The 12,272-nt window shown below is 69.9% G+C and carries 11 protein-coding genes; 7 read left to right on the plus strand and 4 right to left on the minus strand.

Annotated features, from left to right (window positions below; genetic code table 11):
- Positions 1-5: 5 nt before the first annotated feature.
- From OC372_RS11435 to OC372_RS11445, 3 genes are read left to right on the plus strand one after another with little or no spacing between them, the layout of a single operon-like run.
- Positions 6-746, plus strand: coding sequence for a LytR/AlgR family response regulator transcription factor (locus tag OC372_RS11435; protein WP_262002115.1), 741 nt, complete (start codon positions 6-8; stop codon positions 744-746).
- Positions 743-1,117 carry a heavy metal transporter gene (locus OC372_RS11440; RefSeq protein WP_262002116.1) on the plus strand — a complete coding sequence of 125 codons (375 nt, stop codon included), beginning with the start codon at positions 743-745 and terminating at the stop codon, positions 1,115-1,117. Before OC372_RS11435 ends, OC372_RS11440 begins: the two co-directional genes overlap by 4 nt.
- Positions 1,114-2,571 (plus strand): cation acetate symporter, encoded by a 1,458-nt coding sequence (locus tag OC372_RS11445; RefSeq protein WP_262002117.1) that lies wholly within the window; start codon positions 1,114-1,116, stop codon positions 2,569-2,571. The genes OC372_RS11440 and OC372_RS11445 overlap by 4 nt, the downstream gene beginning before the upstream one ends.
- Positions 2,572-2,607: 36 nt before the next feature.
- Here OC372_RS11445 and OC372_RS11450 read toward each other — a convergent pair whose 3' ends face one another.
- Genes OC372_RS11450 through OC372_RS11460 form a run of 3 tightly spaced genes read right to left on the minus strand, consistent with a single transcriptional unit; the run spans position 2,608 to position 5,010 of the window.
- Complete coding sequence (locus OC372_RS11450) at positions 2,608-3,729, minus strand: DUF6226 family protein (RefSeq protein ID WP_262002118.1); 1,122 nt, start codon at positions 3,727-3,729, stop codon at positions 2,608-2,610.
- Positions 3,730-3,733: 4 nt separating this feature from the next.
- Entirely contained in the window at positions 3,734-4,669 is a 936-nt protein-coding gene (locus tag OC372_RS11455; protein ID WP_262002119.1) for a pirin family protein, read from the minus strand.
- Positions 4,666-5,010 carry a GNAT family N-acetyltransferase gene (locus OC372_RS11460; RefSeq protein ID WP_262002120.1) on the minus strand — a complete coding sequence of 115 codons (345 nt, stop codon included), beginning with the start codon at positions 5,008-5,010 and terminating at the stop codon, positions 4,666-4,668. Before OC372_RS11460 ends, OC372_RS11455 begins: the two co-directional genes overlap by 4 nt.
- A 106-nt stretch (positions 5,011-5,116) precedes the next feature.
- On the opposite strand from OC372_RS11460, the gene recQ reads away from it, so the two are divergent.
- The 3 genes from recQ to OC372_RS11475 all read left to right on the plus strand — a co-directional run bounded on the left by recQ (position 5,117) and on the right by OC372_RS11475 (position 10,571).
- Positions 5,117-7,165 (plus strand): DNA helicase RecQ, encoded by a 2,049-nt coding sequence (recQ, locus tag OC372_RS11465; protein WP_262002121.1) that lies wholly within the window; start codon positions 5,117-5,119, stop codon positions 7,163-7,165.
- Positions 7,166-7,264: 99 nt separating this feature from the next.
- On the plus strand, positions 7,265-8,359 hold the full coding sequence (locus tag OC372_RS11470; protein WP_029261306.1) for an ATP-binding protein: 1,095 nt from the start codon (positions 7,265-7,267) through the stop codon (positions 8,357-8,359).
- 145 nt (positions 8,360-8,504) lie between these two features.
- On the plus strand, positions 8,505-10,571 hold the full coding sequence (locus OC372_RS11475) for an acyl-CoA dehydrogenase (protein WP_262002122.1): 2,067 nt from the start codon (positions 8,505-8,507) through the stop codon (positions 10,569-10,571).
- 22 nt (positions 10,572-10,593) lie between these two features.
- Here OC372_RS11475 and OC372_RS11480 read toward each other — a convergent pair whose 3' ends face one another.
- Positions 10,594-11,043, minus strand: a complete 450-nt coding sequence (locus OC372_RS11480; protein WP_262002123.1) for a hypothetical protein — start codon at positions 11,041-11,043, stop codon at positions 10,594-10,596.
- A 94-nt stretch (positions 11,044-11,137) separates the two neighbouring features.
- Here OC372_RS11480 and OC372_RS11485 point away from each other — a divergent pair, with 94 nt between their 5' ends.
- Positions 11,138-12,181 carry an NAD(P)-dependent alcohol dehydrogenase gene (locus tag OC372_RS11485; protein WP_262002124.1) on the plus strand — a complete coding sequence of 348 codons (1,044 nt, stop codon included), beginning with the start codon at positions 11,138-11,140 and terminating at the stop codon, positions 12,179-12,181.
- Positions 12,182-12,272 lie beyond the last annotated feature (91 nt).

Below are 12,272 nucleotides of genomic sequence, written 5' to 3' on the forward strand. Positions count from 1 at the left end.
CGACGATGCCGACGAACAGCGCACCCCCGGTCGACGTCCTCGTCGCAGACGATGAGAACCCTGCGCTCGACGAGCTCGTGCACCTGCTGCGCACCGATCCGCGCATCGGCGAGATCCTCACGGCGTCGTCGGGTGCCGAGGCGCTGCGGCTGATGTCCGAGCGCGCGGTGCGGATCGCGTTCCTCGACATCCACATGCCGGGTCTCAGCGGCACCGACCTCGCGCGGGCGCTGATGACTCTCGCCGCGCCACCGGCGGTCGTGTTCGTCACGGCCGACGACGCCAAGGCGGTGGAGGCGTTCGAGCTGCGAGCCGCGGACTACCTGCTCAAGCCCGTGCGCGCCGAGCGGCTGCGCCAGGCGGTCGACCGGGTGGTCGAGCTCGGCGATACCGCAGCGCCGGGAGACGACGAGATGCTGCCGGTCACGGTGGGCTCCGCGGTGCGGTTCGTGCGGCGCAGCGACGTGACCTGGGTGCAGGCGCAGGGCGACTACTCGCGGCTGCACACCGGCGACGGCGCGGGGCATCTCGTGCGCATCCCCATCTCCGAGCTGGAGACGCGGTGGACGGATGCCGGGTTCCTGCGCATCCACCGCTCGTCGCTCGTGCGCATCTCCGCCGTGACCGAGGCCCGTCTGTCCGGCACGGAGGCTGCCGTCTCGATCGGTGGACTCTCGCTTCCGGTGAGTCGGAGGATGGTGCCGGCCGTGCGCGAGGCGTTGGTGCGCGGCGAGGGCGCGGGATGACCGAGAAACCGAAGCGGGTCCGCGTCACCGCCGACCTCCCCGACCGGCGCCCGGTGCCCCTGACCCGCGGCATCGCACTGCCCGGTGCCCCCGTGGACGAGGCGGATGCCGTCTACGCGCGGGCCCTGATGCGCAGCCAGCTCCGCCTCGCGCTGGGGACGGTCGCCGGGTTCGTGGTCGTGGTCGTCGCACTGACCCTGGCGATCGCGCTCATCCCCGAGATCGGGCGGATCCTGGTGTGGGGCCTGCCGCTGTCCTGGCTGCTGCAGGCGTACGCGTTCTACCCGATCATCGTCGTCTTCGCGGCGCTGTACGTGCGCACCGCCGGCCGCAACGAGCGCCGGTACCGGGCGCTGCGGGATCGCGAATGAACGCGGTGCTCGACCTCATCGGGGTCGCGCTGGTCATCGTCGCGACGCTGCTGATCGGCGTCTACGGACTGCGCATCTCGCGCACGACGGGCGACTTCTTCGTCGCCTCGCGCACGGTGCGACCGGTGTGGAACGCGTCGGCGATCAGCGGCGAGTATCTGTCCGCCGGCACGTTCCTCGGGCTGTCGGGCCTGGTGCTGCTCGACGGTGCCCGCGGCTTCTGGTTCCCGATCGGCTATGCCGCCGGCTACCTGCTGGTGCTCGCATTCGTCGCCGCCCCGCTCCGGCGCAGCGGCGCGTACACGATCCCCGACTTCATCGAGGCGCGGCTGGAATCGACTTCTGCACGGCGGGTGACCAGCATCGCGGTGCTCGTCATCGGCTGGCTGTACATCGTGCCGCAGCTGCACGGCGCCGGGCTCACCCTGCTCGTCGTCGCCGGTCTGCCGGAGTGGGTGGGGGCGGTGACCGTCGCGGTGCTCGTGGCGGCCGCAGTCGCGGCGGGCGGTATGCGGGCGATCACCTACGTGCAGGCGTTCCAGTACTGGCTCAAGCTCACCGCTCTCCTCGTGCCCGTGGTCTTCATCGCCTTCGCCCTGAGCGGGGGGCCGCACGACTTCGACCCGGCGCTCGTGTTCCCCGTCGAGGCCGGACCCTCCGGCTTCGATGTGTACGAGACGGCCTCCCTCCTGCTGGCACTGCTGCTGGGCACGATGGGCCTGCCGCACGTGCTGGTGCGGTTCTACACGAGCCCGACCGGGGTGTCCGCTCGTCGCACGACGGTGATCGTGATCGGCATGGTGAGCGCGTTCTATGCGGTGTCGAGCACGATGGGCCTGCTGGCCCGCATCGCCGCTCCCGACCTCGCCGTGCCGGGTGTGGCGGACACGGTGGTGCTGCTGCTGCCCTCGCGGGTCTTCCCCGGAATGCTCGGGGAGCTGCTGACCGCGCTGATCGTCGCCGGAGCGTTCGCCGCGTTCCTGGCGACCTCGGCCGGACTCGTCGTGTCGCTCGCGGGGGTGATCAGCCAGGACGTGTTCTCGGGCTCGGTGCGCTCGTTCCGCCTGTCGGCGGTGCTCTGCGCCCTGGTGCCGCTCGTGATCGCGCTGCTCACGGCGCCGGCGGGGCTCGGATCGAGCGTCGGTGTGGTGTTCGTGGTGGCGGCCTCGACGCTGTCGCCGGTGGTGCTGCTCGGCGTGTGGTGGCGCGGGCTCACCGCTCGAGGGGCCGTGGCCGGGATGGTGTCGGGCGGATTGGCCGCAGGTCTCGCGCTGCTCGTGCACGCGGCGGTCGGGGGAGTCGGCGTCGCCGCGCCGTACCTCGCGCAGCCCGCCGCATGGACCATCCCACTCGCCACGGCCGTGACTGTCGTGGTCTCGCTCCTCGACCCGCGGGGGCCGTCGCCGCGCACGGACCGCTTCCTCGCGCGGGTGCACACCCCGGAACGTGGCTGAGTCAGGGCTGGAACGCGCCTGAGTCAGCGGGCTGAGTCAGGACCGGGGAGTGCGCAGCGTCCAGGCCGGCCACCAGCCGTCGGGGAGACGCGCGAGGAGGTCTTCGGCATCGTCCAGCTCCTCGGCCGGGAACGACGGGTCGGGTTCGCCGCCGCCCGACCGTCCGCCCCCGTCAGGGGTGCGCAGCTCGGTATGCAGCCAGCGTCGCTGCCCGACGGGGAAGACCTCCCGCAGCCCTCCGGCGGCGATCGCGAGCAGGGTCTCCTCGAGCTGGTCGGCGACACTCTCGGCGGTCTCGTCGCAGGCATCGCAGGTGCAACTGGGCGCGTATTCCCGGGTCAGGGCTCCGGACCGGATGACGACGGATTCGGCCGTCCCGGTGAGGGTGATCTGCGCCCCTGTCGTGGGCCGCAGGTGCCAGATGCGTGCCCCCGACTCGTCGGACCGTCGGTCGACATCGACGTCGTACCAGGTCTCGAGGTGGTCGACGAGTGCGTCGACGACCGACATCACGGGGGCGAACCGCTCCGGATGGGTCACCCGGGAGTAGGCGTCTTCCGGAGGCGAGCCGCCGGCCCAGCGGGATCCGTAGTGGATGACCTTGCCGGACTCGTCGACGAACTCCGGGACCGCGAGCGCCGGGCGCGTGAACGGAACCGGGGCGACCACGAAGTCGATGTCGACCTCTTCGCGCCGCAGGGCGTCGAACTCCTCGGCGTCGCGGTCGGCCTGCGGCCAGGACGCGAGCATCTCCCGGAACGGCTCGCGCTGCTCCGGGTGCTCGATGATCCCCCTCAGCAGGCCGGCGACCGGGACCGAGATCGTCGAGGTGCCCACCTCGGGTTCGCTCGTGAAGCGCCACCTCGCCGCCGGATGCGCCACAGCGATCGCGTTCCCCAGGAACCGTGCCGCCGCCTCCGCCGTCTCGGGAGCATCGAGGAGTTCGGGGTGCGCGGCAACGAAGTCCCACAGTGCGCCGAGGTCGGCGGCGAGGACGGCGGGGTCGGTGCCGGCCTCACGCGCGAAGGCCTCGAAAAGCTCGAAGCCTTCGACGAATCGCGGGGGCGCGACCGGCTCGGGGCTCGGCCAGATCAGCATGGCGGACATGGCGTCCGGCATCGGCGCGAGCGCGCCCGGGAAGGTGTTCGACGTTGACATCGGGCTAGAGCTTCCGGCTGCGCGGCATGAGTCGCACGTCGGGGAGCGGCGGGGCCGGGATGCGCACGTCGTGACCCTCGACCGCGCCGAAGCGGGGCGATGCCGCTCCCGTCGCGGACTCCGCCTCCCACTCCTCGCGCGCGGCGACGATCTCGTCATGCGAGCGGCCGGCGAAGTTCCACCACATCACGATGTCGTCCTCGAAGGGCTCGCCGCCGAGCACGAACAGCAGGGCGCCCTCGCGGCTGGCCACCTCGACCTCGTCGCGGGAGTCGCCCAGGTAGAGCAGTCCGTTTCGGTCGAGCGGATGCTCGGCCACCACGGCATCGCCCTCGACGAGCATGAGGGCGTGCTCCCAGTCGGAGCCCAGCGGCAGTCGCACGCGGGAACCCGGGGCGAGCACGATCTCCGCGCCGACGATCGGGGTGTGCACCGTGGCGGGTGAGCGCACGCCCGCGAACTCGCCGAGCACGACCGTGGCCTCGGCATCCGCTCCATCGTCTGCCGGGAGTGCGACGGAGGGCAGCTCGGTGTGGCGCTCGAACCCGGCCGCGCCGTGGCGGGCGGAATCCGGCAGCACGACCCAGAACTGCAGGGCGTCGAGGGGCACCGGACCCTCGCCGATCGAGTACTCGGAGTGCGAGATGCCGTTCCCGGCCGTCATCAGGTTCAGCTGACCGCGGCGCAGGTCGGCATCGCTGCCGAGCGAGTCGCGGTGGCGGATCTCGCCGACCAGCGGCCAGGTCACCGTCTGCAGCCCGATGTGCGGATGCGGCTCGACCCGCATCTTGGTATCGGCGGGCCCGAACCGGTCGAGGAAGCACCAGGCGCCGATCGTCGGCAGGTTGCGGTGCGGCAGTGCCCGCAGCACGTTCATGCCGCGTACCCCGCCGAGCGGCACTTCGCGCGGCTCGAGGATGAGGCGGCGCTGCCCGATCATTCCGCTCGGCCCGTCGGGTCCTCACCCGCGGATCCGGCAGGTCCCGCGGGGGTCTTCGGCCAGCGGATCTCGGCGCCCGGCACCTCATGCGTCTCGAGGTACTTCGCGATGTAGGGGCAGAGCGGGACGATCGCCTCACCGCGCTCCGCGGCATCCGCCAGCGCGGCCGCTGCGAGCGTGCCCGCCAACCCCTGACCCTGGAACGCGGGGTCGACCTCGGTGTGGAGGAAGCGGATGGATCCGGGGCGCAGATCGAATGCCGCGAAGCCCGCGAGCACGTCGTCGGAGCGGATCTCGTAGCGCGACTCTTTGTCGTTGCGAGTCACGGTGATGTCGGTCATCGGATGCTCCTTCGAACGGGGTGCCTCCAACCTACGCCCGCCGCGCGGGGTGGGCTCCTGTGGATGAGGCGCCGCCCGCGTCGGCGGGGGTCGTTACGCTGGAGGGATGCCGCAGACTCCCCGTGACCCGTACGCGGATCTGCCGTACGCCGACGAGCCCTACGACGACGGCTGGGAGTCGTCCGCCCCGCCGGAGCCCATGGACTGGGAGCCGCAGGGCTCGGGCTATGAACCGCCGCTCGATTGGGGACAGGGGCCGGTCACTCCGGTGGCCTCGGCTCCCTCCGCCGGCCGTGCGCCCGCCGTGCGTCAGGCCACTCCGAGCCGCTATCCGACTGCGCGCGAGGCGCTGCACACGGTCTTCGGCTACGACGCGTTCCGCGGAGACCAGGCCGACATCGTCGAGCAGGTCATCTCGGGCGGCGACGCCGTCGTCCTGATGCCGACCGGTGGCGGAAAGAGCATCACGTACCAGGTGCCTGCACTCGTGCGCGAGGGCACCGGCCTCGTCATCAGCCCCCTCATCGCACTCATGCACGACCAGGTCGACGCGCTGCGGGCCAACGGCGTCAACGCGGCATACCTCAACTCCACCCAGGCGATCGACGAGCGTCGCGAGGTCGAGCGGGCCTACGTCGCCGGCGAGCTCGACCTCATCTACGTCGCCCCCGAGCGTCTGTCGAACGCGCAGACCACGGCGCTCCTCCAGCGCGGAACGCTCAGCGTGATCGCGATCGACGAGGCGCACTGCGTGTCGCAGTGGGGCCACGACTTCCGCCCCGACTACCTCACCCTCGGCGACCTGGGCGAGCGATTCCCCGGGGTGCCGCGCATGGCGCTCACGGCCACCGCGACCGCCGCGACGCACAAGGAGATCACCGAGCGGCTGCGCCTCGACGGGGCAAAGCACTTCGTTGCGAGCTTCGACCGCCCGAACATCCAGTACCGGATCGTGCCCAAGGTCGACCCGCGAAAGCAGCTGGTCGCCTTCATCAAGGCGCAGATCCCGGCGAGCGACGACGGCGCGCAGCCCGCGGGCATCGTCTACGCGCTCAGCCGCAAGTCGGTCGAGCAGACGGCGACCTATCTCGCCGCGCAGGGGCTCGACGCACTGCCGTATCACGCGGGTCTTCCCGCCGAGGTGCGGGCCGCCAACCAGGCGCGCTTCCTCCGGGAAGACGGTGTGGTCATGGTCGCGACCATCGCATTCGGCATGGGTATCGACAAGCCCGATGTGCGCTTCGTCGCGCACATCGACCTGCCGAAGTCGGTCGAGGGGTACTACCAGGAGACGGGTCGTGCCGGCCGCGACGGCGAGCCCGCGGTGGCGTGGATGGCGTACGGACTCGGCGACGTCGTGCAGCAGCGCCGGCTCATCGACCAGAGCCCCGGCGACCGCACCTTCAAGATGCGGATGGGGCAGCACCTCGACGCCATGCTCGCGCTGTGCGAGACGGTCGAGTGCCGCCGACAGAACCTGCTCGGGTACTTCGGCCAGGAGTCGCAGCCCTGCGGCAACTGCGACACCTGCCTCGACGACACCGAGACGTTCGACGGCCTCGTGCCGGCACAGAAGCTGCTCTCGACGATCGTTCGGCTCAAGCGCGAGCGCAACCAGTCGTTCGGCGCGGGGCACCTCATCGACATCCTCCGCGGCGCCTCGACCGAGCGCATCCGGCAGCAGGGGCACGAAAAGCTCGCGACGTACGGCATCGGCCACGACCTCTCCGACCAGGACTGGCGCAGCGTCGTTCGGCAGCTGCTGGCCCGCGGCATCCTGGTGGCCCAGGGCGACTACGGCACCCTCGCCCCCGGGGAGCAGGCCGCGGGTGTGCTGCGCGGCGAGACCGCGGTGCCGTTGCGCAAAGACACGATCGGGCGTCCGACCTCTTCGTCGCGGGCGCGCAAGGCCAGTGCCGCCGACGCGCTGGATGCCGGGGACCGCGGCCTGTTCGAGGCGCTGCGCGCCTGGCGGGCCGAGACCGCTCGGGAGCAGGGTGTGCCGGCGTACATCGTGTTCGGCGACGCGACCCTGCGCGCGCTCGCCGAACATCGGCCGGCGTCTCTCAAGGATCTCGACGGCATCACGGGCATCGGCGCCAAGAAGCGCGAGGCCTACGGCGAGGGCGTGCTGGCGGTCATCGCCGCCGCCTGACCGCCGCGGCCCAATCGCATAGACCCATAGCGTGCGGTCGGGAGATCGGCAAGAACACCTAAGTACACTGGGTACACAAGAGTTCACAGAAGGGCAGCGATGATCGGCGTGAATCCCTTCCGCCCGACAGCCGGAGCCGAGCCTCCGCAGTTGATCGGTCGTGCCGGGATCCTCGATGAGTTCCGCTACGGGCTCCGCATCCGCTCCGGGGCGCCGGGGCTGCTGACCATCTTCACCGGCGCGCGAGGCATCGGCAAGACCGTCATGCTCGGTGAAGCCGAGGACGCGGCGCTCACTCACGGCTGGATGGTTGTCTCGGAGACCGCGACCCGTGGCTTCCTGGGTCGCATCGGCGAGGCGATGCGCGCCGCCGCAGAAGAACAGGGGCAGGGTCCGGCCGGAAGGCGGATCACCGGTATCGGCGCCGCAGGCTTCTCCATCACGACGCAGCTCCCTCCCGAACAGCAAGCAGGATGGCGACAGGTCGGCGAGAAACTTCTCCGACAGCTCGACGAGAACGGAACCGGGCTGGTTATCACCCTGGATGAGATCCACGGGGCAGACCGGGATGAACTCGCTCAGCTCGCAGCCTCGGTCCAGCATTACATCCGCGATGGTCTCCCGATCGCGCTCCTCTTCGCGGGCCTCCCCGCGGCGGTGTCCGATCTCCTCAACGAGGGGGTCGCGACCTTCCTGCGGCGGGCGGATCGGATCGATCTGCACGCTGCAGCCATCGACGAAGTCGAGAACTCATTCGCAGACATCTTCGCCGTCTGGGACACGCCACTCGATCCTGTGCTGATCAGGGCCGCGGCAGAGTCGACGGGCGGCTATCCGTTTCTGATCCAGCTGATCGGTTATCACCTGTGGCAGGTGGCCGAATCGACGGATCGACCGCTCGGCGCCGAAGACGTCGACCTGGCGCTGTCTGCCGCACACCGCAGAAATGCCCGTGTGGTCATCGAGGCTGCACTGTCCGCTGTCTCCCCGAAGGACCTCGACTTCCTCAGAGCGATGGCCGAAGACGATATCCCTGCGACCGCGGCAGACATTGGCCGTCGCCTCGGTGATAAGAAGAACACGGTCGGCAACTACCGCGCGCGGCTCATCGCTGCGGGCCTGATCCAACCAGCGGGCCACGGTCGCGTCGACTTCGCGATCCCCGGACTGCGGGAACATCTCCGCACTCGTTGAGCCTTTGTCGCGGTCGCCCTGTCGCGAGGCGACAACGGAACGCCGGGATATGCCCGCACGCGGTTGGAGGATGCTCACAGCGGAGTTCGCCCGGGTTTGTCGCAGACCTACCATGGAGGCACCCCTACTTCCCTGGAGGAATGCCATGGTCGACGCTGCCGTCCGTCCTTCGACGACACCCGATGAATCGCCCGCGACCGCGCTCGCCCCGCAGCTCGACGTCGCCCGAGTCAACGAGGCCCTGATGGGCACCTGGGGCGACGTGCGCCGTCAGGCGCGCGAGATGATCAAGGATTCGGCGTTCTGGCGCAAGGACGAGCTCGGTAAGGACGAGCACCGCGAGCGTGTGCTCAGCCAGCTGCACCTGCTGGTCGAGAACAAGGCCGTGCACCGGGCGTTCCCCAAGTCGCTCGGCGGCGAGGAGAACAACGGCGCCAACATTGCCGGCTTCGAAGAGCTCGTGGTCGCCGACCCCAGCCTGCAGATCAAGTCGGGCGTGCAGTGGGGGCTCTTCGGTTCGGCCGTGCTGCAGCTCGGCACCGCGGAGCACCACGAGAAGTGGCTCCCCGGAATCATGGACCTCTCGATCCCCGGCGCCTTCGCGATGACCGAGATCGGCCACGGCTCGGATGTCGCCGCCGTCGGGACGACCGCGACCTACGACGCGGCGACCGAGGAGTTCGTCATCAACACCCCGTTCCGGGCGGCCACCAAGGAGTACCTCGGCAACGCCGCGCTGCACGGTGTCGCGGCGACCGTGTTCGCGCAGCTGATCACCAACGGCGTGAACCACGGCGTGCACTGCTTCTACGTGCCGCTGCGCGGTGAGGACGGCGTCGACCTCCCCGGCATCGGTCGCGAGGACGACGGTCTCAAGGGTGGCCTCAACGGCATCGACAACGGGCGACTCTCGTTCGACCACGTGCGCATCCCGCGCACGAACCTGCTCAACCGGTACGGCGACGTCGCGGTCGACGGCACGTACTCCAGCGCGATCGACAGCCCCGGACGTCGCTTCTTCACGATGCTCGGCACGCTCGTGCAGGGACGTGTGTCGCTCGACGGTGCGGCATCCTGGGCCTCCGCACTCGGCCTGCACATCGCGATCACCTACGCCACCCAGCGTCGGCAGTTCGACGGCGCGGACGGGCAGGAGGTCGTGCTCATGGACTACGGCAAGCACCAGCGCCGTCTGCTGCCGCGCCTGGCGACCACGTACGCGCAGATCTTCGCGCACGACGAGTTCCTGCAGAAGTTCGACGGCGTGTTCTCGGGGCGTTCCGACACCCCGGCCGACCGCGAAGACCTCGAGACGCTGGCCGCAGCGCTCAAGCCGCTGTCGACCTGGCACGCTCTCGACACGCTGCAGGAGGCCCGCGAGGCCACCGGCGGTGCCGGCTTCATGTTCGAGAACCGTCTGGTGGGCCTGCGCGCCGACCTCGACATCTACGTCACATTCGAGGGCGACAACAACGTCCTGCTGCAGCTGGTGGGCAAGCGTCTGCTGACCGACTACGCCAAGCAGTTCCAGGGCAAGGATGCCGCGGCTCTCGCCAAGTTCGCCGTCGGGATGACCGCGGGCAAGCTGTTCCACGGCGCCGGGCTCCGTCAGCTCGGCCAGGCGGTCTCCGACTTCGGTCAGGTCAGCCGGTCGGTCGAGCGGGGCCTCCGCGAGGAGCAGCAGCACGATCTCCTCGCCGGACGCGTGCAGCAGATGGTGGCCGACATCGCCTCCCGCCTTCGCCCTGGGGCGAAGGACAAGGCCCTCGGCGCCCGCCTGTTCAACGAGAATCAGGCCGAGCTGATCGAAGCCGCTCGTGCGCACGGAGAGCTGCTGCAGTGGGAGGCGTTCACCGACGCCGTGCACCAGATCGACGACGCCGACACCAAGAAGGTGCTCACCTGGCTGCGCGATCTGTTCGGTCTGCAGCTCATCGAGAAGCACCTCGCCTGGCACCTGATCAACGGACGCCTGTCGACCCAGCGCGCCGCCGCCGTGTCGAGCTACATCGACCGGCTGTGCGCGCGGCTGCGCCCCCATGCCCTCGACCTGGTGAACGCGTTCGGCTACGAGCCCGAGCACGTGCGGGCGCCGATCGCCAGCGGCATCGAGAAGCAGCGTCAGGACGAGGCCCGTGCCTACTACGCCGACCTCGCCGCCACCGGCAAGGCCCCGATCCAGGAGAAGGCGCTCAAGAAGAAGCAGCGCTGATCTGTCGACGGAGGGGCGCCGGTCAGGATGACCATTTCGTGAGGTCGATGCCGCGTTCCTCCGCCAGCGCCTGGAGGTGCTCGGCGGAATCCGTCTCTACGCAGACGCACGCCTGCAGCCCCGCGGCGTCGTCGTCGCGCAGCAGGTAGTAGCTGGTCGCGTCGGTCAGCAGCTCTCCCTCGGCGTCGCGGAACAGCCAACGCACCTTCACCAGCACGAGCCGATCGGACAATTCGTTCGCGTCGAGGAGCTCGTGCCCGACGGAGGCGAGGCCGAGCTCCCGGTAAAGGGGATAGGACTGCTTCAGCCCTGCGACCATCTCCTCCCGGGTGTCCAAGACGCCGGAGACCCGATCGTCGGCGATCATGCCGGGGGTCGACCACAGCTCGACGGCGGCTTCGGCGTCGAACTCCGTCAGGGATGCCGCATAGCGCGCGAGGTACTGTTCGATCCGGTCGGTGTGGATGCTCATGATGTCGAGGGTACGGACCGTTCGCATCGACCGTCAGGGGCCTTGACGGCAGCGGGTGCGTAGGGTGGATCGAACCCCAGAAGAAGGAGTCCCCGTGACCCGCGTCAACGCCTACGCCGCACCCCGCGAAGCCGCCCCGCTGGAGAAGACCGTCATCGAACGACGTGACCTCGGCCCGCTCGACGTGCTCATCGACATCGCGTTCGCCGGCATCTGCCACTCCGACATCCACACCGTGCGCGGCGACTGGGGTCCGCAGAGGTACCCGCTCGCTCCGGGGCACGAGATCACCGGGACGGTCGCTGCCGTGGGAGAGGCCGTCACCCGGCACGCGGTCGGCGACCGCGTCGGCGTCGGATGCCTGGTGAACTCGTGCGGCGAGTGCCGCAACTGCCTGCGCGGCGAGGAGCAGTACTGCACCGAGGGCGCGGTGCAGACCTACGGCAGCACGGACCGCGACGGCACTGTCACGCAAGGCGGCTACTCCGAGCAGGTCGTGGTGACCGAGAAGTTCGTCCTGCGCATCCCGGATGCCCTGCCGCTGGATGTCGCCGCGCCCCTGCTGTGCGCCGGCATCACGACCTACTCGCCGCTGCGGCACTGGAACGTCGGTCCCGGCACCCGCGTCGCGGTCGTCGGCCTCGGCGGCCTCGGGCACATGGGTGTGCAGATCGCGCACGCACTGGGCGCCGAGGTGACCGTGCTCTCGCAGACCCTGAACAAGAAGGACGACGGTCTGCGGCTCGGCGCCGACCACTATCGCGCCACGAGTGACCGGGACACCTTCCGCGAGCTGCGCTCCTCGTTCGACGTGATCCTCAACACCGTGAGCGCCGTGATCGATGTGCGCTCGTACCTGAGCCTGCTCGACGTCGGGGGTGCGCTCGTGTGCGTCGGCGCGCCTGCCGAACCGCTGTCGGTCGGAGTCATGTCGCTGATCGGCGGCCGACGCTCGCTCGCCGGCAGCAACATCGGCGGCATCCGCGAGACGCAGGAGATGCTCGACTTCTGCGCCGAGCACGGTCTCGCCGCCGAGATCGAGGTGATCCCGGCCTCCGAGATCAACGCCGCCTACGAGCGCGTTCTCGCGTCCGACGTGCGGTACCGGTTCGTGATCGACGCGGCCACCTTCGCCTGAATTTCGGCATTATACGCCTTAATCTCGGTATAGGGGTCAGCTCCGATCTCCGTTGTGTAACATTACACACGGACACCGCCTCGAGGTGTGT

Source organism: Microbacterium sp. Mcb102, assembly GCF_024519805.1.
Classification (GTDB): Bacteria; Actinomycetota; Actinomycetes; order Actinomycetales; family Microbacteriaceae; genus Microbacterium.

Bases quoted from the DNA above. Each gene is read 5' to 3' on its own strand.
- OC372_RS11435 (WP_262002115.1), top strand. From the start codon at position 6: ATGCCGACGAACAGCGCACCCCCGGTCGACGTCCTCGTCGCAGACGAT.
- OC372_RS11440 (WP_262002116.1), top strand. From the start codon at position 743: ATGACCGAGAAACCGAAGCGGGTCCGCGTCACCGCCGACCTCCCCGAC.
- OC372_RS11445 (WP_262002117.1), top strand. From the start codon at position 1,114: ATGAACGCGGTGCTCGACCTCATCGGGGTCGCGCTGGTCATCGTCGCG.
- OC372_RS11450 (WP_262002118.1), bottom strand. From the start codon at position 3,729: ATGTCAACGTCGAACACCTTCCCGGGCGCGCTCGCGCCGATGCCGGAC.
- OC372_RS11455 (WP_262002119.1), bottom strand. From the start codon at position 4,669: ATGATCGGGCAGCGCCGCCTCATCCTCGAGCCGCGCGAAGTGCCGCTC.
- OC372_RS11460 (WP_262002120.1), bottom strand. From the start codon at position 5,010: ATGACCGACATCACCGTGACTCGCAACGACAAAGAGTCGCGCTACGAG.
- recQ (WP_262002121.1), top strand. From the start codon at position 5,117: ATGCCGCAGACTCCCCGTGACCCGTACGCGGATCTGCCGTACGCCGAC.
- OC372_RS11470 (WP_029261306.1), top strand. From the start codon at position 7,265: ATGATCGGCGTGAATCCCTTCCGCCCGACAGCCGGAGCCGAGCCTCCG.
- OC372_RS11475 (WP_262002122.1), top strand. From the start codon at position 8,505: ATGGTCGACGCTGCCGTCCGTCCTTCGACGACACCCGATGAATCGCCC.
- OC372_RS11480 (WP_262002123.1), bottom strand. From the start codon at position 11,043: ATGAGCATCCACACCGACCGGATCGAACAGTACCTCGCGCGCTATGCG.